This window comes from Granulicella sp. dw_53 (assembly GCF_018449545.1).
Classification (GTDB): domain Bacteria; phylum Acidobacteriota; class Terriglobia; order Terriglobales; family Acidobacteriaceae; genus Edaphobacter.
The window spans coordinates 441,939-467,602 of the sequence record NZ_JAAVUR010000002.1 but is presented as its reverse complement, the minus strand read 5'-3'; the positions used below and the strand labels follow the sequence as shown (position 1 = coordinate 467,602).

19 protein-coding genes, 2 tRNA genes and 2 rRNA genes are annotated in these 25,664 nt (G+C 57.4%); 9 read left to right on the top strand and 14 right to left on the bottom strand.

The features are described 5' to 3' along the window. Positions 1-127: 127 nt before the first annotated feature. The 4 genes from HB393_RS04925 to HB393_RS04910 form a co-directional block, all read right to left on the bottom strand. A 23S ribosomal RNA gene (locus tag HB393_RS04925) occupies positions 128-3,076 on the bottom strand. Between the two features lie 396 nt (positions 3,077-3,472). Beyond that, positions 3,473-3,548, bottom strand: a tRNA-Ala gene (locus tag HB393_RS04920). A 35-nt stretch (positions 3,549-3,583) separates the two neighbouring features. Beyond that, a tRNA-Ile gene (locus tag HB393_RS04915) sits at positions 3,584-3,660 on the bottom strand. 315 nt (positions 3,661-3,975) lie between these two features. Next, positions 3,976-5,475, bottom strand: a 16S ribosomal RNA gene (locus HB393_RS04910). The 16S and 23S rRNA genes sit together here with 2 tRNA genes alongside, the layout of an rRNA operon. Before the next feature lie 940 nt (positions 5,476-6,415). Between HB393_RS04910 and HB393_RS04905 the strand changes: the two genes are divergently transcribed. Continuing rightward, positions 6,416-6,967 (top strand): DUF4337 domain-containing protein, encoded by a 552-nt coding sequence (locus HB393_RS04905; protein ID WP_213804019.1) that lies wholly within the window; start codon positions 6,416-6,418, stop codon positions 6,965-6,967. 16 nt (positions 6,968-6,983) lie between these two features. Here HB393_RS04905 and HB393_RS04900 read toward each other — a convergent pair whose 3' ends face one another. Next, a complete protein-coding gene (locus HB393_RS04900) occupies positions 6,984-8,477 on the bottom strand; it encodes a M48 family metallopeptidase (RefSeq protein WP_255550793.1) in 1,494 nt (497 codons plus the stop codon). A 16-nt stretch (positions 8,478-8,493) separates the two neighbouring features. After that, on the bottom strand, positions 8,494-9,171 hold the full coding sequence (locus HB393_RS04895) for a MarC family protein (RefSeq protein WP_213804018.1): 678 nt from the start codon (positions 9,169-9,171) through the stop codon (positions 8,494-8,496). Between the two features lie 140 nt (positions 9,172-9,311). Between HB393_RS04895 and HB393_RS04890 the strand changes: the two genes are divergently transcribed. Further along, a complete protein-coding gene (locus tag HB393_RS04890; protein ID WP_213804017.1) occupies positions 9,312-10,253 on the top strand; it encodes a branched-chain amino acid transaminase in 942 nt (313 codons plus the stop codon). A 13-nt stretch (positions 10,254-10,266) separates the two neighbouring features. Here the strand turns inward: HB393_RS04890 and HB393_RS04885 are convergent, their stop codons facing one another. Next, positions 10,267-10,512 (bottom strand): hypothetical protein, encoded by a 246-nt coding sequence (locus HB393_RS04885; protein ID WP_213804016.1) that lies wholly within the window; start codon positions 10,510-10,512, stop codon positions 10,267-10,269. Between HB393_RS04885 and HB393_RS25505 the strand changes: the two genes are divergently transcribed. Both HB393_RS25505 and HB393_RS04875 read left to right on the top strand, forming a co-directional pair. Then, entirely contained in the window at positions 10,512-11,057 is a 546-nt protein-coding gene (locus tag HB393_RS25505; RefSeq protein ID WP_275951533.1) for an acyltransferase, read from the top strand. The two genes, HB393_RS04885 and HB393_RS25505, sit on opposite strands and share 1 nt — an antisense overlap. A 175-nt stretch (positions 11,058-11,232) precedes the next feature. Then, on the top strand, positions 11,233-12,837 hold the full coding sequence (locus tag HB393_RS04875; protein ID WP_218623883.1) for a DUF5060 domain-containing protein: 1,605 nt from the start codon (positions 11,233-11,235) through the stop codon (positions 12,835-12,837). Between the two features lie 8 nt (positions 12,838-12,845). On the opposite strand, the gene HB393_RS04870 is transcribed toward HB393_RS04875, so the two are convergent. The 4 genes from HB393_RS04870 to HB393_RS04855 form a co-directional block, all read right to left on the bottom strand. Continuing rightward, positions 12,846-14,030 (bottom strand): ATP-binding protein, encoded by a 1,185-nt coding sequence (locus HB393_RS04870; RefSeq protein WP_213804015.1) that lies wholly within the window; start codon positions 14,028-14,030, stop codon positions 12,846-12,848. Between the two features lie 18 nt (positions 14,031-14,048). Further along, positions 14,049-14,696, bottom strand: coding sequence for a hypothetical protein (locus HB393_RS04865; RefSeq protein ID WP_213804014.1), 648 nt, complete (start codon positions 14,694-14,696; stop codon positions 14,049-14,051). Between the two features lie 257 nt (positions 14,697-14,953). After that, positions 14,954-16,345, bottom strand: a complete 1,392-nt coding sequence (locus tag HB393_RS04860) for an NAD(P)/FAD-dependent oxidoreductase (RefSeq protein ID WP_213804013.1) — start codon at positions 16,343-16,345, stop codon at positions 14,954-14,956. A 157-nt stretch (positions 16,346-16,502) separates the two neighbouring features. After that, positions 16,503-16,703: an allantoinase gene (locus HB393_RS04855; protein ID WP_213804012.1), complete on the bottom strand. Its 201-nt coding sequence runs from the start codon at positions 16,701-16,703 to the stop codon at positions 16,503-16,505. A gap of 87 nt (positions 16,704-16,790) precedes the next feature. On the opposite strand from HB393_RS04855, the gene trxB reads away from it, so the two are divergent. Beyond that, positions 16,791-17,744, top strand: a complete 954-nt coding sequence (gene trxB / locus HB393_RS04850) for a thioredoxin-disulfide reductase (RefSeq protein WP_255550792.1) — start codon at positions 16,791-16,793, stop codon at positions 17,742-17,744. 386 nt (positions 17,745-18,130) lie between these two features. Here the strand turns inward: trxB and HB393_RS04845 are convergent, their stop codons facing one another. After that, complete coding sequence (locus tag HB393_RS04845) at positions 18,131-18,658, bottom strand: PEP-CTERM sorting domain-containing protein (protein WP_213804010.1); 528 nt, start codon at positions 18,656-18,658, stop codon at positions 18,131-18,133. A gap of 728 nt (positions 18,659-19,386) precedes the next feature. On the opposite strand from HB393_RS04845, the gene HB393_RS04840 reads away from it, so the two are divergent. Both HB393_RS04840 and HB393_RS04835 read left to right on the top strand, forming a co-directional pair. Continuing rightward, positions 19,387-20,334 carry a hypothetical protein gene (locus tag HB393_RS04840; RefSeq protein WP_255550791.1) on the top strand — a complete coding sequence of 316 codons (948 nt, stop codon included), beginning with the start codon at positions 19,387-19,389 and terminating at the stop codon, positions 20,332-20,334. 51 nt (positions 20,335-20,385) lie between these two features. After that, on the top strand, positions 20,386-21,087 hold the full coding sequence (locus HB393_RS04835) for a YggS family pyridoxal phosphate-dependent enzyme (protein WP_213804008.1): 702 nt from the start codon (positions 20,386-20,388) through the stop codon (positions 21,085-21,087). Between the two features lie 10 nt (positions 21,088-21,097). On the opposite strand, the gene HB393_RS04830 is transcribed toward HB393_RS04835, so the two are convergent. After that, positions 21,098-22,843: a thiamine pyrophosphate-binding protein gene (locus HB393_RS04830; RefSeq protein ID WP_213804007.1), complete on the bottom strand. Its 1,746-nt coding sequence runs from the start codon at positions 22,841-22,843 to the stop codon at positions 21,098-21,100. Positions 22,844-23,258: 415 nt separating this feature from the next. Here HB393_RS04830 and HB393_RS04825 point away from each other — a divergent pair, with 415 nt between their 5' ends. Together HB393_RS04825 and HB393_RS04820 are read left to right on the top strand one after the other, a co-directional pair. Next, positions 23,259-23,921, top strand: coding sequence for an XRE family transcriptional regulator (locus HB393_RS04825; protein WP_213804006.1), 663 nt, complete (start codon positions 23,259-23,261; stop codon positions 23,919-23,921). A 20-nt stretch (positions 23,922-23,941) separates the two neighbouring features. Continuing rightward, positions 23,942-24,238, top strand: coding sequence for a DUF167 domain-containing protein (locus HB393_RS04820; protein WP_213804005.1), 297 nt, complete (start codon positions 23,942-23,944; stop codon positions 24,236-24,238). A gap of 14 nt (positions 24,239-24,252) precedes the next feature. Here HB393_RS04820 and HB393_RS04815 read toward each other — a convergent pair whose 3' ends face one another. Next, positions 24,253-25,563 (bottom strand): glycoside hydrolase family 28 protein, encoded by a 1,311-nt coding sequence (locus HB393_RS04815; protein ID WP_213804004.1) that lies wholly within the window; start codon positions 25,561-25,563, stop codon positions 24,253-24,255. Between the last annotated feature and the right edge of the window lie 101 nt (positions 25,564-25,664).

Genomic DNA, 25,664 nt, shown 5'->3' with positions numbered 1-25,664 from the left:
TTCCACAACTGAATAGATTGGGTTTAGACGTTTGTTACATGTTGCGTTTTATCCAAAAGTTATAACTACAAAGCTTGTATTGAATGCTCTAGAACAGTGGACTTTCTCACTGCGCAGAGTAAATTCTATGGACAAGCCGAACGGGCGATTAGTACTGGTAAGCTACATGCATTACTGCACTTCAACCTCCAGCCTATCAACCAGGTGGTCTTCCTGGGCCCTTCATTTCCCTTTTGGGTTGGGAGATCTCATCTTAGAGCGTGCTTCCCGCTTATATGCATTCAGCGGTTATCACAACCGAACTTCGCTACCCAGCCGTGCCCTTGGCAGGACAACTGGAACACAAGAGGTTCGTCCATCCCGGTCCTCTCGTACTAAGGACAGCCCTCTTCAAATCTCCTACGCCCACAGCAGATAGAGACCGAACTGTCTCGCGACGTTCTGAACCCAGCTCACGTACCGCTTTAATAGGCGAACAGCCTAACCCTTGGAACCTTCTACAGCTCCAGGATGCGATGAGCCGACATCGAGGTGCCAAACCGAAGCGTCGATATGAACTCTTGGCTTCGATCAGCCTGTTATCCCCGGCGTACCTTTTATCCGTTGAGCGATGGCCCTTCCATACAGAACCACCGGATCACTAAGGCCTGCTTTCGCATCTGCTCGACTTGTAGGTCTCGCAGTTAACCACACTTATGCCTTTGCACTCGACGGTCGATTTCCAAACGACCTGAGTGTAGCTTCGCGCGCCTCCGTTACAATTTAGGAGGCGACCGCCCCAGTCAAACTACCCGTCTTACTATGTCCCTCTCCCGGATCACGGGAGCAGGTTAGAATCACAACAATCGCAGGGTGGTATCTCACCGTTGGCTCCACCAAACCCAAAAGTCTGGTATCAAAGCCTCCCACCTATCCTGCGCAGCAATTGCCGTAACTCATAGTAAAAGTATAGTAAAGGTGCACGGGGTCTTTTCGTCTAGCTGCGGGTAACCGGCATCTTCACCGGTACTACAAGTTCGCCGAGCAACTCGTTAAGACAGTCGAACGATCGTTACTCCATTCGTGCAGGTCGGAACTTACCCGACAAGGAATTTCGCTACCTTAGGACCGTTATAGTTACGGCCGCCGTTCACCGGGGCTTCAATTCAAAGCTTCGCCTTGCGGCTAACCTCTCCTTTTAACCTTCCGGCACCGGGCAGGAGTCAGCCCCTATACGTCGTTTTTGACTTTGCAGAGACCTGTGTTTTTGTTAAACAGTCGCCGTTCGCGTTTCACTGCGGCCCCTCTGTGCTTGCACACTGAGGGGCGACCCTTCTCCCGAAGTTACGGGTCTAATTTGCCGAGTTCCTTAACAAGCTTTCACTCGAGCGCCTTTGGATATTCTCCTCGTCTACCTGTGTCGGTTTGTGGTACGGTTCCCAATCCCTCTCCTTAGAGGTTTTTCTTGGCAGCATGAAATCAGCAGCTTTCAGCCATACGGCTTACTGCTTTACGCCTCACTGTTAAGTCTCTCCGGATTTGCCTAGAGAAACCAGCTTACGCGTATCGAACCCCATAGCCATAGGAGGTCCTGCTTATCCTTCTGCGTCACCCCATCGTATAACGAGGTATTGGGAGGTCCGGAATATTAACCGGATATCCATCGTCTACGCCTCTCGGCCTCGACTTAGGGACCGCCTAACCCTGAGCGGATTAACCTTCCTCAGGAAACCTTAGACTTTCGGCGTGAAGGGTTCTCACCTTCATTATCGCTACTTATGCCGGCAGGGTCTCTTCTCTAATGTCCACGTATCTTCCCAGTTACGCTTCATCCACGAGAGAATGCTCTCCTACCACGCACCCCTAAAAGGGATGCATTCGCTGCTTCGGTATACAGTTTTAGCCCCGTTGTATTGTCGGCACCGGACCGCTTGACCAGTGAGCTATTACGCTTTCTTTAAAGGATGGCTGCTTCTAAGCCAACCTCCTGGCTGTCTGAGCGTTCCGACTTCCTTTCCCACTTAACTGTAATTTTGGGACCTTAGCAGGCGATCTGGACTGTTTTCCTTTTGACTGTGAAGCTTAGCCCCCACAGTCTGACTGCCGGGCTGGTTGTGATCGGCATTCGAAGTTTGGTTGGATTCAGTAAGCCGGAAAGCCCCCTAGTCCATCCATGTCTCTACCACCGATCCAAATCACCCGACGCTAGCCCTAAAGCTATTTCGGAGAGAACGAGCTATCACGGAATTTGATTAGCCTTTCACCCCTACCCTCAGCTCATCCGAGCTTTTTTCAACAAACACCGGTTCGGTCCTCCAATGGGTGTTACCCCATCTTCAACCTGGCCAAGGGTAGATCATCCCGCTTCGCGTCTATTCCTGCCAACTTAACGCCCTATTCAGACTCGCTTTCGCTGCGGCTCGCTCACGCTTAACCTTGCTGACAAGAATAACTAGCCGGCTCATTATGCAATAGGCACGCGGTCAGACATTGCCCGAAGGCCATAGTCCTCCCACTGCTTGTAGGCACACGGTTTCAGGTACTTTTCACTCCCCTCAATGGGGTGCTTTTCGCCTTTCCCTCACGGTACTGGTTCACTATCGGTCAGAAACGAGTATTTAGCCTTACGGGATGGTCCCCGTGGATTCAAGCAGGGTTTCTCGTGCCCCGCCTTACTCAGGTACCTGCTTCGAGTCTGGATCGTTTTCGCCTACGGGTCTGTCACCCTCTATGGATCTTCTTTCCAGAAGATTCAGCTAACAACCAGATTGGTAACTCTACTTTTGCAGGCCCTACAACCCCCGATACACCTTAATGCAACGGGTTTGGGCTGTTCCGATTTCGCTCGCCACTACTCTCGGAATCGAGGTTTCTTTCTCCTCCTGGAGGTACTGAGATGGTTCACTTCCCTCCGTTCGCCTGTTCCTACCTATGAATTCAGTAGGACATACCCAGGTTTTACCTGGGTGGGTTTCCCCATTCGGAAATCTCCGGATCAACGCTTGTGTGCAGCTCCCCGAAGCTTATCGCAGCTTGCCGCGTCCTTCATCGCCTGTTTCTGCCAAGGCATCCACCGTGCGCCCTTAGTAGCTTGACCATAGAATTTACTCGCACGCAGCAAAGAAACAACCTTTGCAACATAGAGCAATCTACGTTTTGATAATAGTCCACGCCTGTGTCGTACAGGATCAACCTCGGCTTTACTTACATGCCGCGATATGACCCGGTAACACGTATAAAAATATTCTAAAGACACTCAATACTGATTGACAGTTAGCTTTCAGAAACTACCCGAAAGACTAGCTGCTCAGCCTTGTAGTTATATTTACCCAATCTATTCAGTTGTCAAAAATCGTGAGCGAATCGCATTACTACGCTATCGCTGTCGCACCCTAGGGCGGCTTGAGCATTCCTGCTCAAGGTTCAATCTCTGCAGCGCAGAGACTCAACCTCAAGCAGACATCGCTTGCAGAAACTACTTCCGAGAAGATATTGGTGGAGCTGAACGGGATCGAACCGTTGACCCCCTGCTTGCAAAGCAGGTGCTCTCCCAACTGAGCTACAGCCCCTTGAAGATCAGTATAACTGACCATCGGGATAAAGGTGGTGGGCCTGGGTAGATTCGAACTACCGACCTCACCCTTATCAGGGGTGCGCTCTAACCAACTGAGCTACAGGCCCGACTCTACAGCGTAGATCCCAAGGGATAGACGCGCAGGCTGCTCTGTTGCTGAATTCCAGCCCCGAAGGGCTGGAACCAGGAATCGAGCTCTCTCGAAAGGTTTCGAGGACACAGTTGAACGTGCATAACAGCTACGCCGCTATTGACTATCGTTGTTGACAGATATCGAAATAAAGAAGGTTTAGTTCAGGCTCATCTGCACTCGCTTGCGCTTGTACAGATGGTTGTCGGTCGCTACTTCAACTCAGATAGTCGTGAGACTAGAGCTGCCTGCATTCGCAGGGCATTGAAATACGCCGACATGTTCTCTTTAGAAAGGAGGTGATCCAGCCGCAGGTTCTCCTACGGCTACCTTGTTACGACTTCACCCCAATCATGAATTACACCTTGGGCGGCTGCTCCCTTGCGGTTAGCGCACCGACTTCTAGTGCAACCCACTTTCGTGATGTGACGGGCGGTGTGTACAAGGCCCGGGAACGTATTCACCGTGGCATGCTGATCCACGATTACTAGCGATTCCAGCTTCATGGAGTCGAGTTGCAGACTCCAATCCGAACTGAGGCCGGCTTTTTCCGATTAGCTCACCCTCGCGGGGTTGCAGCGGTTTGTACCGGCCATTGTAGCACGTGTGTAGCCCTGGACATAAAGGCCATGAGGACTTGACGTCATCCCCACCTTCCTCCCCGTTATCCGAGGCGGTTTCGTCAGAGTGCTCAACTAAATGGTAGCAACTGAAGATAAGGGTTGCGCTCGTTGCGGGACTTAACCCAACATCTCACGACACGAGCTGACGACAGCCATGCAGCACCTATATAGCGGTCTATTGCTAGACGCCGACGTTTCTGCCGGATTCCACTACATTTCGAGCCCAGGTAAGGTTCTTCGCGTTGCGTCGAATTAAACCACATGCTCCACCGCTTGTGCGGGCCCCCGTCAATTCCTTTGAGTTTCAGCCTTGCGACCGTACTCCCCAGGCGGATTGCTTATCGCGTTAGCTTCGACACGGCAGGATTGGGTACCTGCCACATCAAGCAATCATCGTTTAGGGCTAGGACTACCAGGGTATCTAATCCTGTTTGCTCCCCTAGCTTTCGTGCATCAGCGTCAGTTATGGTCCAGTGAGCCGCTTTCGCCACAGGTGTTCCTTCCGATATCTACGCATTTCACCGCTACACCGGAAATTCCACTCACCTCTCCCATACTCAAGCCCGGCAGTTTCTTATGCAGGCTTCGGGTTGAGCCCGAAGATTTCACACAAGACTTGCCAAACCGCCTACGCACCCTTTACGCCCAATAAATCCGAACAACGCTTGCCCCCCTCGTATTACCGCGGCTGCTGGCACGAAGTTAGCCGGGGCTTCTTCTATGGGTACCGTCATTATCTTCCCCATCGAAAGGAGTTTACATACCAAGATATTTCATCCTCCACGCGGCGTTGCTGCGTCAGGGTTTCCCCCATTGCGCAAAATTCCCCACTGCTGCCTCCCGTAGGAGTCTGGACCGTGTTTCAGTTCCAGTGTGTCCGTGCGCCCTCTCAGGCCGGATACCGATCATCGCCTTGGTGGGCCATTACCCCGCCAACTAGCTAATCGGCCGCGACCTCCTCCCCAAGCGCCTTGCGGCTTTGACTCGTAAGTGTTATGCGGTATTAGCCCAGATTTCTCTAGGTTATTCCCCACTCGAGGGTAGATTAGTCACGTGTTACTCACCCGTGCGCCACTTTACTCAAGACCGAAGTCCCTTTCTCGTGCGACTTGCATGTGTTAGGCACGCCGCCAGCGTTGATTCTGAGCCAGGATCAAACTCTCGTTTAATCTTGGTTTGCTTGCCACCCAACGACAGGGGTCGGGGTGGATCAAGCGCCCCCAGCTGCTCGAAAGAGCTGGAGGTTATTACTAGTGAGAATGACTAAACCAAATTTCGTATCATCTCACGACTGGCACGTTCAACTATGTTGTCAAAGATCCCGACTACTCTCGCCTAAGCGGGCAGTTTTGGATCAAGGACTCAGCAGGGCATAAGCCACTACATGTGTCCTCGAACTGGATGGCGCTGTTTTCGTCTTGGTTCGCTTTGGCGGAACTCGCTTGTTGCCGGCTACTACGGCCTTGCAAATATTTACCAGCGAGACACTCAAAAGCTTGTGACGTTTTGCGCGAACTTTTCGAGATTATCTAGTTTCTTTCGACTTGTCAACTTCTTTTTTTGCCTTCTTGAGGCTTTATTTACCTCTCGAAAACCTACAACCGAAGCCGGAAACACTCTAAAATTCGCACAGCGCAAAAACTCAAAATATCGTAACGACTGAAAATCAGTCGCAGAGCACTTAGCTCCTAAACCTCCCTTCAACTGCAGTGGCTTGGGTTGGATTGCCGGTAGGCCCTTAGGCTCATAACCGCTATCAAACACTTGGACTGCGCTCCGTCTTCCCTCATTCAGAACTCTGTTCCTTCCAGAGCCGACTCCCTTACTGCCAGAGCCAAGGTGCGAAGCTTGCTTTCTTGCTACTCACCAAGAGTACCTTGCTTTTCTGTTTCTTGCAAGCTGCCTTCACTTTCGTGTTAGCCAGACCTCTTTGCGACTTCCTGAGATTAGCAGCCGGCCCCCATCGCCGCAACCCCAGGCGCTTGTGTAAAACCGTACCAATCTGTTCAAAACATCCCCATCGCCAATAAAGACGCGCCTTTATGCCTCAAAGATTTATTGCAATTTATCCTTTCTGCCCCTCATGCTCCTTGAGAATAAAATCCCCCTATGGAACCCACAGAGATCCAGGAATTCTCGGAGCACTTGAAAGAGTCCAATGAACACGGGGGCGAAGCCCTCACACGCATCTCCCTCGCCATCTCCATCCTCGCAGTGCTCGTCGCGATGGTCACAGTCCTGGGCCATCGCAGCCATACCGAAGCCGTCCTTATGCAGTCCCGCGCCGCCGATCAATGGAGCGAGTACCAGGCCAAGAAGATCCGCATGGACAACCTCTCCGTCACCGTCGATCTCCTCGGCACCCAGACCACCACCAACCCAGCCCTCACCTCCTCCAAGCTGGCCGAGTACAAGGCCCACATCGTCAAGTGGCAGCACGACCTCGCTGAAGAGCAGGCCGCCGCCCGCGAGTTCGAGTCCGAGGTCAAGCTCTCCGAACGCCGCGCCGCACGCTACGACCTCGGCGAGGCCCTCCTCCAGATCGCGGTCGTCCTCTCGTCCGTCACCCTCTTCACCCGCAACCGCGGCTACTTCGCCTTCGGACTCTCTCTCGGCGCAGCGGGCCTGCTGGTCGCCGCCTCTGCCCTGCTAGTCCACTAAAGCCTTCAGCCCACCCCTACTCCGCACGAAAGCTCTGCATCATCGCCGTAAACGCCGGACGCATCGCCTCAAAGTCCGGCTCCGGCGCCACAAACACGATGTAGTTCAAGTCCCCATCGGGCCGCGCCACCGCCACCAGCCAGTCCCGCTCGGCAAGCTGAGCGCCACCCTCCACCACACCCGATCGCCCGCGCAGCTCCACGGCATTCGCCATCTGCCCTCCCAGCGAAAGCGCCTGCAGCTTGCTCACCTGCTGCAAACCGCCGTTGCTCTTGCTCAACCTCTGCGCCAGCTCCATAGTCGCCGCCGAAAGCGTCGCCGCATCCGACACCCCATCCCCACCCTGCTTCGCAAACCCAATCACCGCCCCATACGTAAGCCCCGCACTTCCCGAACCACCCGGCGGAGCCACCGTAGCCGATCCATCCTGGCCCCCCACCGCCTTCCAGCACGGCGGATAGCTCACCGAAAACCGCGAACCTTGAAACCGCACCTGGCTGCCGCAACTCCCCAGCATCACCCCAGACAGCCGCGTAGCCCCACTCCCCGTCCGCGGGGCGCCGCTTGCAACCGTCTCCATAGCCGGAACCATCCCCGCCGCAGCGCCCGGGCCGCTCGCATAAAGCCCCGTCCGCCGCCAAACCCCGGCCTCCACATCCTTGGCCGAGTACACCTTCGCCTGCATCCCCAACGCGTGGATCCGCGTAAACTCAGCGGTCGTCACCGTCGCCCCAGCCCGTCGCGGCAGCGTCGCAATCTCCTTGTTCACAGCTTCCGTCCGGTTCCCCGGGTCCGGATGGTCGCTGAACCACGACAAACCACCCTCCCCATACTTCGCCTTGATCGTCTCGAAGAACTGCGGCAGCCCTCGCGGATCGTACCCCGCGTCATACAGAATCCCCGCCCCCAGCAGGTCCGCCTGCCGCTCCGCATCGCGGGACATCTTCATCATCGTCGCGTTCGCCCCCAGCCCCAGCGCGCCCTGCGCCACCGACGCCAACGCCGAATCTCCCAGCACAATCGAGCTCAGCACGCTCGCAATCCCGAACCCCAGCTTCGGCGTCTGCGCCTTCGTAATGTTGCAGGTCGAATGCCGCATCACCACATGCGAGATCTCGTGCGCCATCACCCCGGCCAGTTGCGCCTCCGTCTCTGCCGCCTGAATCGTCCCCAGATTGACGAAGATCGAGCCACCCGGCAGTGCAAACGCGTTGATATCCTCGCTCGCCACTATGTGGAAGTTGTACTGCCACTTGTAACCCGGCGCCTGCTCCACCAGCTTCGCCCCCAACCCCTGCACGTACCGCGAGATCGGATCGCTATCCGGCAGCACCGGCATCTGCTTGTACACCTGCGCCGCGACCTTCGCCCCTTCGGTCTGCTCCTGCTCCACTGTAAACGCGTTCTTGCAGGTCACCGGCTGAAACCGCGCCCACGCCGGCCGCTCCGCGCAGACCACGGCTGCAGCCAACAGCAGTGCAGCCCTCGTCCTCCGCCCCAGCTCCATCATCGGTTGATCCCCGGCACTACGGCTTCGAAATCACACCCAGATCTGACAATCCGTTTACAAAATACTGCACCGCCAACGCCACCAGCAAAAGCCCCATTATGCGTACCAGGATCCGAATCCCGGTATCTCCCAGCGCCCGCCCTACCCGGTCCGAGTTCCCCAGCACCAGGTAACAAATCCCCGCCGTCACCGCGATCGACCCCAGAATCGCCGCCATCTGCCAGCGCGTCTGCGCCTGTCCTACCAGCACCATCACGCTGGTAATCGATCCCGGCCCCGCCAGCATCGGGATTCCCAACGGCACAATCCCCGCGTCCTCTTTGTTCGCCGCCGCCACCGTATCGCCGCTTGATTCTTGCGTCGGAGACCGCTTCGCCTCCAGCATGTCCAGCCCGATCAGCAGCAGAATGATCCCGCCCGCGATCTCGAACGCCGGCAGCGTTATCCCGAACATCTTGAAGATGTACTGCCCACCCACCGCAAACGCCGAAAGAAATACCAGCGCCGTCAGCGAGGCCTTCCCCGCGATCCGCCTCCGCTTTCCAGCATCGGCTCCCTCCGTCACCGCCAGGAAGGTCGGCAGCGCGGCAAAGGGGTCCACCAGGAAGAAAATGGAACTCAAAGCCAGCACAGAAAATCGAACGTAAACCGAGTTTTCCAGCCCAGCCAGGCTCATTGCATGCGGATCAAACATCACCCCTTATTCTCCCACGTCCCGCACGCCTCATCGTTATAATGAAATTTCAGCTTTCTGCCGCCCTTAGTCACACTAGAACGATGAGCCACACTAGCTAGCTAGAACGAGAAGCCAATCAGCCGTACCAGGAGCACGAAATGCCCATCCAGCCCACGCAGAATATCTGGCACAACGGAAATCTCATTCCATGGGATAAAGCCCAGATCCACGTCATGTCACACGTCGTCCACTACGGATCCTCAGTCTTCGAGGGCATTCGTTGTTACGCCCAGCCAAACGGCGCAGCCATCTTCCGCCTACCCGAGCATATGGCCCGCCTCATCGACTCCGCCAAGATCTACCGCATGCCTCTTGGCTACGACACCGAGCAGCTCTCCGCCGCCGTCGTCGATGTAGTCGAAGCCAATGGCGTCGCCCCTTGCTACATCCGTCCTATCGCCTTCCGCGGCTATGGTGAAGTCGGAGTCAATCCGCTAAAAAATCCCGTAGAGGTCTACATCGTCAACTACCCTTGGGGCAAATACATCCCCGGCGACGCCGGCGCGGACGTCTGCATCTCCAGTTGGAACCGTCTCGCCCCCAACACCATGCCCTCGCTCGCCAAGGTCGGCGCGAACTACATGAACTCGCAGCTCATCCGCATGGAAGCCCAGATCAACGGCTACTCCGAAGGCATCGCGTTGGACACCAACGGTTACCTCTCCGAAGGCTCCGGCGAGAACCTCTTCCTGGTCCGCGGCGGCATCCTCTACACCACGCCTCTGGCCAACTCCGTGCTCAACGGCATCACCCGGACCTCGATCCTCACCCTCGCCAAGCAGCTCGGCATCGAAGTCGTCGAGCAGACCCTCCCCCGCGAGATGCTCTACATCTGCGACGAAGCCTTCTTCACCGGCACCGCCTGCGAGGTCAATCATCTTAGCTCGGTGGATCGTATTCCCATCGGCGACGGCTCCATGGGGCCCATCACCAAGGCGCTCTACAACGAGTTCACCGGCATCGTCAACGGCTTGCTCCCCGACCGCCACAACTGGCTCACCCCAGTCAACGTCAAGGTCGCAGAGACCGTCGGCGCATAAGCCACCAAAACCGTTACAAAAGCAAAGAGGCGGCCAAAATGGCCGCCTCTTTCTTCGTCTCAATCAGAAAAATCGCAAACTCAATCCCTGCTGCAACGCATCTAAACAGAATTGTGTAGCCATCGTTGGCCAACCTTTGTAGCATGGCATTAGGGAAAGTACCTCTATCGCGAGATATCTTCGCCGCTGAAGTCTCAAGCTCCACCACCGCAATCACTTGTGTTATCGCGCGAACGGCACAAGTGAGGAAGACAGACATTGATCTCTTTCTTACGCAGAATGTGGCAGGATGGAAGGCTATATCTTGCCAACAATATAGTGGCCCACATTCCCTTCCACTTCATACGTCTCACCTTCTACCGCAACGTGATGAAGGCCAGCATCGGAGAGGGAAGTTCCATCTTCATGGGCGCCTGGTTCGATACCCCCGGCGGACTGGTCATCGGCAAGAACACCACCATCAATCAGCGTTGCAGGCTGGACACTCGCGGAACGCTTAGCATCGGAGACAACGTCTCCATCTCGGCAGAGGTCTGTATCCTCACAGCCAGTCACGATATCCAATCCGTCGGCTTCGATGGAATGCAGGAAGCCGTCACCATCGGAGACTTCGCCTTCATAGGAACCCGAGCCCTCATCCTGCCCGGCGTCGCAATAGGCAAAGGCGCGGTGGTAGCCGCGGGCTCTGTGGTTACCAGGAACGTAGAGCCATACACCGTCGTCGGCGGAGTTCCCGCACGAGCGATAGGCAGTCGTAGCACAAACCTCGATTACAACGCCCGCTACCGCCGCCTGTATCAATAAGAGTCAGGCACTAAAAGCAAGACACTTCGATCAACGCATCCTCCCACTACTCGAGCAATCCTCCTGTAGGTCTACAGAAGAGGCTTCGAGTCGGTGGCTGTTTCTCATCAAGAAATAAAGCCGTCAACTCCATCCGCTCCACAGCAAGACACAAATTGCTCTAAACTTCCCCCACATGAACCGACGCGAAATCCTGAAGCTCTCTGCGGCCTCCGCCCTCTCCGCGATCACTCCTGCCATCGCCTCAGCCGCCTCCGCACCCGCAGCAGCGGCGGTCCATAAGTTCGACATCTTCGAGCTCACCCTCAAAGGCCCCGCCGAAGGCAATCCCTACCTGGACACCCAGCTCCAGGCCACCTTCACCCTCGACCACCGCTCCATCCAGGTCGACGGCTTCTACGACGGCGAAGGAACCTACAAGATCCGCTTCATGCCTGACACCGAGGGTCGCTGGAAGTACGCCACCTCCAGCTCTGCTCCCGCTCTCAACAACCAGACCGGAGCCTTCACCTGCCTCCATCCCGCCCCCGACAACCACGGCCCCGTCTCCGTCCGCAACAACCACCACTTCGCCTACGCCGACGGCACCCCCTACTTCCCCTTTGGAACCACTTGCTACGCCTGGATCCACCAGGGCGACGCCCTCGAACAGCAGACCCTCGACACCCTCCGCACCTCGCCCTTCAACAAGATCCGCATGTGCGTCTTCCCCAAATCCTACGAGTTCAATCACAACGAGCCCCAGCACTACCCCTTCCCCCGCACCGCACCCGCCTCCACCTCAAATCCGCAGGGTGCCAACGACTACACCCGCTTCAATCCCGCCTTCTTCGCGCACCTCGAGCAGCGCCTCACCCAGCTCCGCGACCTCAACATCGAAGCCGACCTCATCCTCTTCCATCCCTACGACCGCTGGGGCTACGCCAGCATGCCCACTGAAGTCGACCACCGTTACCTCCGCTACCTCATCGCCCGCCTCTCCTCCTTCCGCAATGTCTGGTGGTCCCTCGCCAACGAGTACGACTTCATGAAGGCCAAGTCCACCCAGGACTTCGACACACTCCTCCGCCTCACCCAGCAGCTCGACCCCTACCAGCACCTCCGATCCATCCACCACGCCAAGGTCATGTACAACTACGGCAGCTCCGCCGTCACCCACGCCAGCCTGCAGACCTACGACTTCGCCTCCGCACCCCTCTGGCTCCGCACCTGGAACAAGCCCATCGTCTACGACGAGATCATGTACGAGGGCGACATCAACCGCCGCTGGGGCAACCTATCCGGCGAAGAGCTCACCCACCGGTTCTGGCTCGGCATCATCAACGGCTGCTACGTCACCCACGGCGAGACCTTCCTCGACCCCACCCTCAGCGCAAACGAAAACGACACGCAAAAGATCTGGTGGGCCCACGGCGGCAAGCTCTCCGGCACCAGCCCCGCCCGCATCGCCTTCCTCCGAAAGATCCTCGAAGAGACCACCACCCTCGGCCTCGAACCCTCATCCGACCCCTACTACCTCAACGCCACCAGCCCCTCCAGCACCAGCGCCGGCTTCGACCCCAAAGCCCCGCCCGCCGCCATCCTCTACTACTTCGACTTCCACCAGCCCGGCCAGTACGATCTCCCTCTCCCGGAGAACGCCACCTACACCGCCGAGCTCATCGACCCCTGGGCCATGACCGTCACCGCCATCCCCGGCACCCACTCCGGAAAGTCCACCTTGAAGCTCCCCGCGAAACCATACCAGGCCCTGCGCCTCCGCCGAACCCAGAACTCCTAGCCCCTAATTCAATCCGTAACCGGAAAGAACACCGAAAACACAGTCCCGCTGCATCCCATCCGCTCCGAGCTCCGCACCCGCACCCAACCCTCATGGTTGCGAATAATCTCCTCGCTCACCCAGAGTCCCAAACCCGTCCCCGTCGCCGGCTTCGTCGTAAAGAACGGCTCGAAGAGGCTCTTCCTCGTCTCCTCGCTCATTCCTCCGCCGTTATCCGCGACACACACCCGAAGCCCCCTTCGCCCCGTCTTCCAATCCCTCGACCGCCTCGTCCGCAGCCAGATCGTCCCCTCCCCCATAATCGCGTCCAGCGCATTCCCGATCAGGTTCGCAAACACCTGCCGCATATCCCCCGCAAAGCACATCAGCTCATCGTGCTCCTCATAACGTCGCTTCACCCTCACCTTCCGCGTCGCCATCCTGCCCTGAAAAAGGCTCACCACGCTCTCCAGCACCTCCGACATCTTGCACTCCGCCGCATGCGTCGACTGCCGGTGAAACTTCAGCGTCTGCGTCACGATATGGCTCACCCGCGCCATCTCCCGAGTCGCCAGCTCCGCATACATCTTCGTCTCGCCATCCACCCCCGGCGAGCTTTCGATCAGGTACAGCAGATTCACCACGCTCTCCAGCGGATTATTAATCTCATGCGAGATCGACGACGCCAGCCGCCCCACCGCCGCCAGCTTCTCCGTCTTCTGGATCGCCGCATCCCGCCGCCGCCGCTCCGTCGCATCGTGGAAGAAGATACCGATCCCATCCCCCACCGGCGAGACATTCACCCCATACCACTTACCGCGCGGCGCATGAAACTCCTCAAAGAGCAGCGTCACCCGATTCTTCATCGCATGGCGGTAGTAACCCATGAAGTTCGTATCCATCACCGAAGGCAGCGCCTCCATCAGGACCTGCCCCACCAGCTCCTCGCCGGACGAGAGCTCCTGCTTTGCCTGCTCATTCAGAAACGTCACCCGCCACTCTGAGTCCAGCACCACAACGCTGTCCGTCGACGCCGCGATAATCTCGCGAATCAGCTTCGCCTGCTGCTCCCGCTCCGTGATCTCCCGTTGCATCGTCTGCAGCGCTCGCTCAGCACGGCGCGACTGTTCCAGTGCGGTCGCCTCATTCACCTCGAGCAATAACCGCAGAGTCGCAATCTCCGATCTCAGCCGCTCCTGCTCGACGTCGTCCAACCCCACCTCCGGCTCGCCTTAATCCTCGACGAACACCCGTCCACCGGAGAAAGGCAACAGCACCAGCTTCACACTCAGAGCCAGCGTACGAAACATCTCCGCCGTCTCCCGCGTGATTCTAACCCTCGAGAACATCACCACCACGAACAAATCGCCCGATGGCAGCAACCCTCCCATGCCCAATACCGACCGCACCCCATGTCGCGCTACAAAAGTCTCCTGGGCGGGCACATACTCACTTCCTCGCGCCTCTTCCACATGAAACACGTTGAAAGATCGCTGTTCCAAATCTACCAGCAAGTCCGCCGGAACTCCCACCACATGCTCGAGCTCCAGCCCCATCTGCTGGATCAGCCGCGACACCATCGGAGCCTCTTCCACGATCTGCGACGTCGGCAGCGGAACCACCTGATGCCGCTCCGATCCCAGCCGCCCATTCCACGCCGGCTCGTCCCCCCTGCTCGCCAGAAGCGTCAGACAGCGCATCCCGCTACTCGGAACAATCCCATTCATCCGCATCAGTGCCAGATTCTGGAGCCTTACCGGTAGACATCCGAAAAGATGGGTCTTAAAACACCGCACCAGCGCAACGCTTCTCGTCTCCGAATCGGGCTTTGAGAAGCCTTGATACAAAAAGTTGACGACCTCATCGGCCGCCTCTTCCATGTACCTCCTTCCGACTCCGAGCTGGCGCAGAGACTTACCAGACTCGATCATGTCCATCAGTCCGAAATTCTCTAAATCATGCACTCATCCCACCTGTAGCAAATCGCGCCGCCTCCGCCTCACCCCCGGCAGAAACCGAAATGAAATCTCGATTAAAAACAACACACCAAATGTATGATGCCGTGATCCCGCAGCTATGTTGCCTACAGGACATAGCTGCGTCCGAGGCGTAAATCCGCAAAACTCCAGCTAGACGGCTAGTTACTCTTCGGCGAGCCCAGATCCAGCGGCGCAGCCGTCACCGGCGCCGCCACTCCCTCCTTCGTCACCCACCCCGACAGCTCCTGCGACCCCGTAATCAGCCGCACGCCATCGTTGAAGAAGAGGTACGTGAACGCCCACTGACGGAACACTGAAAACCGGTTCCGGAACCCGATCAGGAAGAAGATATGTACCACCAGCCAGGTCATCCACGCCGGAAACCCGCTCCAGTGCGCCTTGAAAGGCCATTCGATCTTGGCCACCGCCGCCTTCCGCCCGATCGTCGCCATATCGCCCTTATCGAAGTATCGAAATCCTCTGTCGATCCCCGACCCATCGGTCCCCAGTCCCTTGGCCGTCAGCCGGGCGATCCTCTTCGCGACAAAGTCGCCCATCTGCATCGCCGGCTGCGCCACTCCCGGAACCTGCTTGCCATCCTGCTCCACATGCGCCAGATCCCCACAGATAAAGATCTCCGGATGCCCCTCCGGATTCAGGTGCTTATCCACCATCACGCACCCCTTCCGGTCCGTCTCGAACCCCATCAGCTTGCCCAGAGGAGAAGCTTGCACACCCGCCGCCCACAGCGTAACCACGGCGTCGATCCGTTCCTCCCCCACCATCACATACCCCGGCTGAACGTCCGACACATGCGCCCCCGTCCGGATCTTCACCCCCAGGCCCGCAAGCTGCTCCGCAGCCTTCTTCTGCAGGTCCGGCGGATAAGCCGCAAGAATACTCGGAGACCCCTCCAGAATCAGCACCTGCGCCTCCGACGGATTGATGTGCCGGAAGTCCTTCGCCATATACAACTTCGCAATATCGCTGATCGCTCCCGCCAGCTCCACCCCCGTCGGGCCGCCGCCAATAATCACGAATTGCAACGGCGGATGCGACCCCGTCTCCAGCATCTGCCGCTCCGCCAGCTCGAACGCCAGCAATACCCGACGCCGTATCTCCGTCGCATCCTCCAGCGTCTTCAGGCCAGGAGCCAGCTTCGACCACTCATTCTTCCCAAAGTAGGAGTGCGTCGACCCCGTTGCCACCACCAGGTAGTCGTACTCCAGCACCGCACCCGACTTCAGTTGGATCTCCCGCCGGTCCAGGTTGAACTCCATCGCCTCATCCATCAGGACTTCGGTATTCGGTTGATTCCGCAGGATCGAACGAATCGGCTGTGCAATATCCGCTGGCGACAGCACCGCCAGCGCCACCTGATACAGCAGCGGCTGAAAGGTATGGTGGTTCTTCCGGTCGACCATCGTCACATCCAGCGGCAGCTTCCCCAGCCCCATCGCCGCATGAATCCCCGCGAATCCGCCCCCCAAGATGACGACCCGCTTGCGAAACCCTTCGTTCCCCGTTCTGCCATGCCTCACTACAGCCATCTCGACTCCTTCGAAAGCTTCATGCCGTCAAATTCTCTACAGGCCCACTTCTTCAGATGCCAGGCAGGCACACACGACCCAAACGGTAGCCGCAAACCGCCCGTCTGCTTCCCCACCGCGACCCGCTCTTGGGCGAACCCGACTTAAGTCGAAATCCCTAAATCTCCGGATAAAAATCGAAGAAAGCATCCAGGCTCATCTTCAACTGCGCCTCGATCTGCTCCCGGCTGCCCTCCAGCACATGCATCGTCACCCGGGCGTCGTTCCCGTTCTTCAACTTCACCGGGGCATCGCCCACCTCCGCCACCTCATCCGCCGGCAGCAACCGCATTCCATACACCAAAGTAAGATTTGCCATCCCTCCATCCTATCCCCAACTCACCACCCCAAATCCGCCCTCATGAATCCTTTCCTCGCCCGGCGCATTTACACTATGGAAGCCAATATGCCCGACATCACGACTCGCGATACAGTAATCCTCGGATCCGGCTGCTCAGGTCTCACCGCCGCCATCTACACCGCCCGCGCCAACCTCAACCCCCTCGTCCTCGAGGGCCATGAGCCAGGTGGGCAGCTCTCCATCACCACGCTGGTAGAAAACTTTCCCGGCTGGCCCGAGGGCATCCAGGGCCCAGAGCTCATCGAGAACATGAAGCAGCAGGCCACCCGCTTCGGAGCCGAGCTTCGCATGTCCCACCTCGACGGCGTCGATCTCTCCAAGCACCCCATCGAGCTCCGCGTCGGTAAGGACATCATCCACACCCGCACCCTCATCATCGCGAGCGGCGCGAGCGCCCGCTGGCTCAACCTGCCCTCCGAGCAGGCCCTCATCGGCCACGGTGTCAGCTCCTGCGCCACCTGCGACGGCTTCTTCTCCTCCGGCAAGGAGATCGCCGTCATCGGCGGCGGCGACTCGGCCATGGAAGAGGCCCTCTTCCTCACCCGCTTCGCCTCCAAGGTCACCCTCATCAACCGAACCGAGACCTTCCGCGCCAGCAAGATCATGCTCGACCGCGCCATGGCCCACCCTCAGATCAAGTTCCTCTCCAACACCACCGTCGAAGAGGTCCTCGGGGTCGAAGAGAAGGACGTCAAAGGCCTCCGCATCAAGAACCGCGCCTCCGGCGAAGAGTCCATCCTGCCCGTCTCCTTCATGTTCCTGGGCATCGGCCACATCCCCAACGCCCGCGCCTTCAAAGGCATGCTCGACCTGGACGAAGACGGCTACATCCTCACCCAGAACAACGTCTACACCACCCTCAACGGCAAGATCCTCCCCGGCGTCTTCGCCTGCGGAGACATCCAGGACCGCCGCTACCGCCAGGCCATCACTGCCGCCGGCTCAGGCTGCATGGCCGCCCTGGAAGCCGAAAAATACCTCGAAGAACACGGCCACTAAAACCAGCCACAAAGACGGGTCATCACGGGGTGAGTGATAGGCCAGCCACAAAAGCTGGGCCATCACGGGAGTGATAGGCCAGCCCCAAAGCGAGTCATCACGAAAGTAAATGGGTCAGCCCCAAAAGCGGGTGCCCCATCCTTTTTGCAGTCTCATCGCAAATAGGGTGGGGTATCGGGCAAAGCCCGACCGCCTTCCTTCCCCAACCACCAAAGCCCAACTGTTCTCCTTCCCCAACCCACAAAGCCCGGGTGCTCCATCCTTCGCGCCTTTGCGAAGGGTGGGACGTAAACACCCAACCCAGCCGAGCAAGCCCGACACTCAACCTCCCGTATTGATAAAGGTCAAGCGAAGATTACGTTTCATGGGGATTCAACAAACCCAACTCAGAGTCCGCGCCGACCGGTAACTCTACGCCGTATTGCTCCAGCAATACCCAGCGCTCCTGTCCCTAGAAGGATGAGACTGGAAGGCTCAGGCGTAACGGCGGTCACCGGCGAGATCGTGAGCGAAGAAAGGAGCTCGCAGACCAGCGAGCCTCCTCCAATATTGCAACCTCCGCCGTCGATCTTAAATGTTCCAAACGTGGTGGCCCCTGGAAAACGACCTGAAAAACTGACCCCGGACGTAAAGCCATCGCAGGCGTTTACCAACGATTGGCTAAACCCGAAACAATCCGAGCCAGCATCGAAAAAACCGTTCGTGAACGTAGTTCCGTCAATGACAAAGGAGGTCTCGAAAAATCCCGTTGTCGTTATAAGGGAAGACTCGGTGAATGAAAAAGTGTTGTCATGCGTACCATTGAAATTGTTGCCGTGGAATGTGTACAGAACATCGGCCTGTGCACCTACAGACGACATCAATACGATCAGCAGAGCGGCAAGTGGTAGACCTAGACAAAAACTGCGCTTCATCAACAATCCTTTCAGTGCTACAAAATGAGTGATGTCGCAGTTTAAACAAAAAAATATCAGGACCAAAAGATAAAACGCCTGTTAGATCAGCAACTTGCGTGCAAAAGGTTGCATAATCGATATTGGCTCAGGGGAAAGGGCATTTCAATCTGCTTAGAGAAGGCGACCACCGAGTGCGACTTAATAACCGAAAGGGGCCATCCCGTTTTGCCCCAGGTTCCAGTCTTTTGACATCTCAGTTCTCATCGACCGGGACACCCAATCCAGGCTCTCCGCAACCCCACCGCTAAACAGCTATCTACCCCCACTTACAACTACGCCTCCCAGAAAACCAACAAAAACACCTGTCAAGCCCCAAAACCACCTAACCCAATAACAATCAACGACATCCAAGTGGCACTTAAGTTATGCCCCAACCAATAAAATAGAAGTAAGAGTCAAAGCAAGAGACCGCTCAGAGCGGCCGAAACAAAGTTCTTTCCCAATCCATCCCAAAACAGTGCGAATCGCAAGAAACTCCACCTAAAAAAAGTCCCCCACTAAACCCATTGGAATAAGGAGTTTATCCCAAATACCCGGGGGGAGGGGGTCTAGACAGAACACACCACCCGGCGATCTATTCCCGCATAATCATACGACAGGGAAAACTTTACTCACTCGTAGGTGTCTAACCCCAGGATACCCACTCAGCTCCGGGCTTTCCCCTTTCGCTATTCAGGATGGTGTACTTGCAGACTTACCTTCTCTCCGTAGTCCTATGTCTGTCTGCCAGTGCCTTCGCCCAGCAGACAGCGCTCCCGGACGCGCCCTCACCATCCCCTGAGCTCCTCGTTGCAGCCGCCTCGGCCCCCGCGGCCTACTCCTCCTCCTCTACCGACCCCTTCGACTACAGCCTCTATCCCGCGGGCTACGAGCCGCAAGCCAGCCAGCAAGACACCGCGCAGATTGCCAAAGACAGCGACAAGCCCAAAACCAAGACCAAGGCTCCCCTGACCTTGGAGCTCGACGCCCACGGCAACCCCATCCCCCTGGACCGCCAACAGCCCAAACGCATCCTCGGCTTCATGCCCAACTTCCGCTCCGTCGGCAGCGGAGCCCAGCCGCCTCCACCCTCCTTCAAATACAACTTCAAAGTCGCCACCCGGCAAGCCTTCGACTACTCCTCCTTCATCTTTCTCGTCATCACCTCCGCCTCCGCCGAAGGCCTCAACTCCCATCCCGTCCTCGGCAAGGGCATGAGCGGCTTCTACGCCTACACCTGGCGCGGCTTCCTCGATAAGACCGACGGCAGCTACCTCGGCGCATGGCTTCTCCCCAGCATCCTCCACGAAGACACCCGCTTCTACGCCCTCGGCAAAGGCCACAGCATCACCACCCGCGCGCTCTACGTGATCAGCCGCCAGGGAGTCACCCGCACCTATGGAGGTCGCCAAACTCCCAATATCGCAGGGCTCGGCGGCAAGGTCCTCACCCAGGTCATCTCCCGCTACTACTACCCCACCGGCGCAACCAGCTTCGGAGTCCTCGCCACCAAGTTCGGCTACTCCGCCATGCGCGACGTAGCCTTCACCTCCGTTCGCGAGTTCTACCCCGACATCGCCGCCCACTACATCCGCCGCCACCGCGAGAAGCTAGCCGCCCGCGACGCCGCCGCCAGCGGAGTACCGCAGCCCTAAACTCTCCCGAGTCGAACTCAAGCGACGTCACACAGTAAACTTGATCCCAGCATGTCCATCGCACAAAACCTGGAACGCCTCCACGACCAGATCGCCGACGCTGCTCGCCGCGCCAACCGCTCCGAGACGGACATCGCCCTCATGGCCGTAAGCAAGGTCCATCCCGTCGAAGTCATCCTCGAAGCCTACGCCGCAGGCCAACGTCTCTTCGGCGAAAACCGAGTCCAGGAGTTCGCCGAAAAATCAGCCTCCCTCAGCTCCCTCGCCGACGCCGAATACCACCTCATCGGTCCTCTGCAATCCAACAAGACCAACCGCGCCGCGGAGCTCTTCCACTCCATCGACACCGTCGACTCCCTCAAGATCGCCCAGCGCCTCAACACCGCCGCTCAGGCCCTCAACAAACAGCTTCCCATCCTCATCGAGGTCAAACTCTCCCACGAAGAGTCAAAACACGGCCTCGCTCCGGAAGATCTTCCCACCCTCCTCAACGCTCTGGCCGAACTTCCCCACCTCGAACCTCACGGCCTCATGACCGTTCCGCCCTGGTCCGAAGACCCCGAATCCGCCCGCTCCTACTTCCGCCAACTCCGCGGCCTTCGCGACCAGCAGCAGCGTCTCCATCCCACGCTCACCCAGCTCTCCATAGGAATGTCCAACGACTTCGCAGTCGCCATCGAAGAAGGCAGCACCTGCGTCCGCGTCGGCACCGCACTCTTCGGCAAACGAACCTACCCACCAGCCGCGCAATAGCGAAATAAAATCAGTCGATCTCCTGATAAACCTTGGGAAGGTCAAAAGCCGCTGCCTTCTTCGAGAAGCGCAGCAACGGCTCCGGAGCATCCATTCGCGGCAACACCACCTCGATAAAGGTCAGCGTATCCGCATACTGCGCCGCATGCAGAGCCCGTTCAAGCTCGTCCTCGGTCGCAACGACATGACTCGTCGAAGCACTCGCAGCACCGAACACTGCAGGAAGCTGCGAGTAACGCCAAGGCTGAATATCGTTGTAGATTGAGTCGGCTCCATAGATCAGCTGCTCCATCGTATAGCCGTCATTGTTGATCAGGAAGATGATCGGCTTCAGGTTCCGCCGTAGAAGACTCGACAGCTCCTGCGCCGTAACCTGAAACGCACCATCGCCAATGAACAGGATCTGTCGACGCTCCGGCGCTGCAAGACACGAACCCAACAACGCTGGAAGCGAATAGCCGATCGAAGCCCAGATAGGTTGTGCGACGAAGGTAACGTTCTCGGGAAACTGCAACCCAACGCTCCCGAAGAAACACGTTCCAATATCCGCCGAGACAACGTCTCCCGGCCGCAGATAGCCTCCCATATGCTGCCAGAAGCTCGTCTGCGTAAGCGGTTTGCCCACCTGGAACGGCGTCTGCTGCGGAGGCGTATGCGACGGCTCCGAAAGGCTCGCGATGCCACTCGGCGACGCCAGCAGAAGTCCTACCAGCAACTCCTTCGATTGAACGCCGCTCAACGTCTCTCCATCCAGCTTGACCGAGTATGGCCGAACGTCGATAAGCAATTCCTCACGCAAGGATTGGCTAAAGTAGCCGCTCGATACATCGGTGAAACGCGCTCCGATGCAGATAAGGCAGTCCGATCCCTCAATAGCCTCCTTCACCTTCTCTGCAGATGCTGCACCGCGATACATCCCCAGCACCAGTGGATGCGTGTCATCGAGAACACCCTTCGCCGGGATCAAATACGCCATGGGAATAACACACGCCTCAGCCAGCTTCACCAGCACCTCGGTGAGACCGAACCTGTCAGCATCCACGTCCACCAGAAGCGCAGGACTATGCGCCTGCAACAGGCGCTCTGTAATTCGCTTCACCGCATGTTCGAGCTGTCCCGGATCGCTGGCAGGCGGATCGAGATCGAGCGGCGCAGTAATCGCAGGCACGCGAACAGCGGCAACATCGCAAGGAAGCTGCAGATAAACGGGACGCTTCTCGAGCACACAGGCCCGCAGCACACGATCGATCTCTTCTCTCGCACGCAACGGCTCGACGCGCGTATGCGCGACAGTAAACTCGCGATAACACGCCATCATGTTGTCGAAGTTGCCGTCTGCAAGCGAGTGATGAAGACGAGCCCTCTCCTTCACCGCATACAGCGGCGGCGCTCCATTGATGCACACGATCGGAACGCGCTCAGCATAGGCTCCTGCGAGCCCCGAGAGAGACGCAAGCTCGCCCGCGCCATACGTGATCGCAAGCGCCGAGATGCCCGCGAGCCGCGCGCAACCATCCGCCGCATAAGAAGCATTCAATTCATTGCAGCAACCAGTGAACTCAATCCGTTCATCCTGGACGGTCTTCTCAAGAAACCAGAGATTGAAGTCACCAGGTACTCCAAACATATGACGTACGCCGGCCTCAGCAAGACGCGTCAGAAGATACTCTGCAATCGAAATTGTTTTTTCTGCGGTCTGCTCGTCTGTAGGCGATAGGGAACTAACTTCGTGTATCTCATGGATAGATTGGCTCATAGTAATTCGAAGTAACTCCTATTCGGATTCGCTGCTCCTTACTAAAGCCCATCAATTCATTGTGCTCTGCGAAAAAAACGCATTGAGGCCCAGCCAGACAGCGTTTCTGCCGTTGAACAAAGAAACCCCTCGTTTATTCCTTTATTCCAAATATCTTGCAACTTAAAATTGCAATTACCTTCGCAATAAATACTCACAACCTTAATCGAGATTGCGCAGACAAACTATCGACATCGCATAGACAAACTTGTTACAAGTCTTTTTCTCAAACTTGATACTCTTCGAATATGTTGGCCGCAGCCTTCACTATCGAATGGAACACAGTCTTACGAATATCGACTCGGTCCGTTCACTATGAATCCTCGCGTCTTCAAATACATCACATGAGAAAATCCCGTCCGAGGTCCTCCCCGAAATGTCGCAAGCAATAGCTCACCAAACAGACACCAATACGCACCAGCCTGAAGCGAACGCAGTGGAGATCGTCGACCCTGCTCGCATCGAGCAGCAGATCGACGAAAAGCTCATCGGCGAACGCATCCGCCGTCTCCGCCTCAAGCGCTCCATGGGGCTCGTCGAACTCGGTAAGCTCGCTGGCCTCTCTGCCAGCTTTCTCTCTCAACTTGAGACAGGCCGCGTGGTTCCCACTCTTCGCAACCTCGCGCGCATCGCCCTCGTATTCGAGAAGGATCTCTCGTTCTTCTTCCAGCCTCAGGACAAAGTCACCTTCCGCCGCCTCGACAACAAGAACCGCATCTACGTCACCAGCAAGCAGAAGGAAAACTCACGCTTCCTCTCCAGCAGTCTCAGCGCGCTCATCCCGGACCGCCACATGACGCCCTGCCTCGCTGAGTTCTTTCCCTCCGGCGAAAACTGCGAGTTCACTCCCAAGGTCTTCACCGGTACTGAGTTCCTCTACGTCATCGAAGGCCGCCTTCAGATCGCCATCGCCAACCAGCGCCATCACCTCGATACCGGCGACGTCTTTTGGATCGATGCCAATACCCCGCGACAGTACCTCTGTATTGGAGCCCATCCCGCCAAGGCCCTCATCATCACCGAACACTCCAACAAATAGATACCGGATAAGCTACAAATATGTTTGCTCAAGATAGCCCTAACGGCTGCACCCTTTCCGTCCGCATTCACCCCGGCGCCCGCAAGAACGCTGTCACTGGAATCCACGACGAATCCCTCAAGATCTCCCTCACCACCCCACCCGTAGACGGTCGCGCCAACGAGGCCCTTGTCTCCTTCCTGGCCGACGCCCTGCACCTCCCCACTGCGCGCATCGTCCTTCTCACCGGCGCTACCCGGCGCTCCAAGACCTTTCGTATCACAGGAAAAAGCGCGGCCGAAGTGGAGGCCGCGCTCGATCCCATCAAAAGCGCCTAATAAAGTTACAAAAATTACTTTGCCATTGTCACCGTAGCGGTCTTGTTCACCTGAACTCCCTCGCCCTCCGCTGCCTTCACGTTCACATTTGTTCCTGAAACAGTAGCAAATGCAATCTGCATCCCCTTCTTCGCCTCGATGCTTACATTCTTCATCACAACATCCTTCACCGGAGCTTCCGGCAATCCGATAATCACGCCCGCCCAATCGCTATTCGTCGACTTCAGATTCTCGATCGTAATGTCATGAAAGTGCGGCGTCAGCCGCTGCACCGGCTCCGCCGCCACCTCACCCTCCGGCAAAGCCTTCGGATAGTATTCGCTGATCAAAATGGATACCTTCACATCTTCCATCGTGATGTCCTTGAACGAAATATTGCTGACATCGTTTCCGCGGTCGCGATTCGACTTGATGCGAATCCCATTGTCCGTGCCCTTAAAGTGGATGCGCTCCGCATGAATATTCTGCGCACCCCCGGCAATCTCGCTCCCAATCGAAAGCCCATGTCCATGCTCGAACGTGCAATCCGTAATCGTAATATTCCTGCTCGGAGCATCCGGCCCCGGCGAGTTGATCGCTCCCGACTTGATCGCGATATTGTCATCCCCCACGCTCGAAAACACATGGTCGATCACAACATTGCTTGAGCTGAACGGATCGATCGCGTCCGTATTCGGCGAGTGCGGCGCCAGTATCCGAATATTGCGGAACACCACATCATCCGCGTAGTACGGCACGATCTGCCAGAACCCGGCATTCTGCACCGTCACGCCCTCCATCCGCACATGCTTCGTGTGGTCGAAGACCACGCCCATCGGCCTCGGATGATCGTTCCCCAATACGCCAGCCTCCTTCACGCCCTTCACATAGTCCCACCACACCTTGCCGTTGCCATCGATCGTCCCGCCACCCTGGATCTGAACATCCTCCGCATTCACCGCGCTCACCAGCGGCTGCACCGTCGTCTGCCGCGCAAACTTCACCTTCGGATAGTCCGCCATGTCCACAGACCCCAACAGCGTCGCCCCCGCCTCAATCGTCAGCACCACACCCGACTTCAACAGAATCGGCCCCGTCAGAAACGTTCCACCCGCAAGCACCACCCGCCCCGGAGCCCAACCCTTTCCTCCGGCACTCTTCGGCCCTGCAGCGCACTTGTCGATCGCCGCCTGAATCGCCGCCGTATCCTTCGTCACCCCGTCCCCCTTGGCCCCGAACCGCTGCACCACCCCGCACGCCGGGCCCTTCGCCTGAGCCAAGCCCGCAGCCGTCATCCCCAATACCGCACCCGCCACCGCCGCCATCCGAATCGCCGCAACCTTCATCCCGCCTCCATATGCGTTTCAACGCACCGGGAAATCCTACGCGAAATTGGTCATACCACGCATCTTAGTTCCGCAAATTCTCCGCCGCTCCAGTAAACTCC

Bases quoted from the DNA above. Each gene is read 5' to 3' on its own strand.
- HB393_RS04905 (WP_213804019.1), top strand. From the start codon at position 6,416: ATGGAACCCACAGAGATCCAGGAATTCTCGGAGCACTTGAAAGAGTCC.
- HB393_RS04900 (WP_255550793.1), bottom strand. From the start codon at position 8,477: ATGATGGAGCTGGGGCGGAGGACGAGGGCTGCACTGCTGTTGGCTGCA.
- HB393_RS04895 (WP_213804018.1), bottom strand. From the start codon at position 9,171: ATGTTTGATCCGCATGCAATGAGCCTGGCTGGGCTGGAAAACTCGGTT.
- HB393_RS04890 (WP_213804017.1), top strand. From the start codon at position 9,312: ATGCCCATCCAGCCCACGCAGAATATCTGGCACAACGGAAATCTCATT.
- HB393_RS04885 (WP_213804016.1), bottom strand. From the start codon at position 10,512: ATGTCTGTCTTCCTCACTTGTGCCGTTCGCGCGATAACACAAGTGATT.
- HB393_RS04875 (WP_218623883.1), top strand. From the start codon at position 11,233: ATGAACCGACGCGAAATCCTGAAGCTCTCTGCGGCCTCCGCCCTCTCC.
- HB393_RS04865 (WP_213804014.1), bottom strand. From the start codon at position 14,696: ATGGAAGAGGCGGCCGATGAGGTCGTCAACTTTTTGTATCAAGGCTTC.
- HB393_RS04860 (WP_213804013.1), bottom strand. From the start codon at position 16,345: ATGGCTGTAGTGAGGCATGGCAGAACGGGGAACGAAGGGTTTCGCAAG.
- HB393_RS04855 (WP_213804012.1), bottom strand. From the start codon at position 16,703: ATGGCAAATCTTACTTTGGTGTATGGAATGCGGTTGCTGCCGGCGGAT.
- trxB (WP_255550792.1), top strand. From the start codon at position 16,791: ATGCCCGACATCACGACTCGCGATACAGTAATCCTCGGATCCGGCTGC.
- HB393_RS04845 (WP_213804010.1), bottom strand. From the start codon at position 18,658: ATGAAGCGCAGTTTTTGTCTAGGTCTACCACTTGCCGCTCTGCTGATC.
- HB393_RS04835 (WP_213804008.1), top strand. From the start codon at position 20,386: ATGTCCATCGCACAAAACCTGGAACGCCTCCACGACCAGATCGCCGAC.
- HB393_RS04830 (WP_213804007.1), bottom strand. From the start codon at position 22,843: ATGAGCCAATCTATCCATGAGATACACGAAGTTAGTTCCCTATCGCCT.
- HB393_RS04825 (WP_213804006.1), top strand. From the start codon at position 23,259: ATGTCGCAAGCAATAGCTCACCAAACAGACACCAATACGCACCAGCCT.
- HB393_RS04820 (WP_213804005.1), top strand. From the start codon at position 23,942: ATGTTTGCTCAAGATAGCCCTAACGGCTGCACCCTTTCCGTCCGCATT.
- HB393_RS04815 (WP_213804004.1), bottom strand. From the start codon at position 25,563: ATGAAGGTTGCGGCGATTCGGATGGCGGCGGTGGCGGGTGCGGTATTG.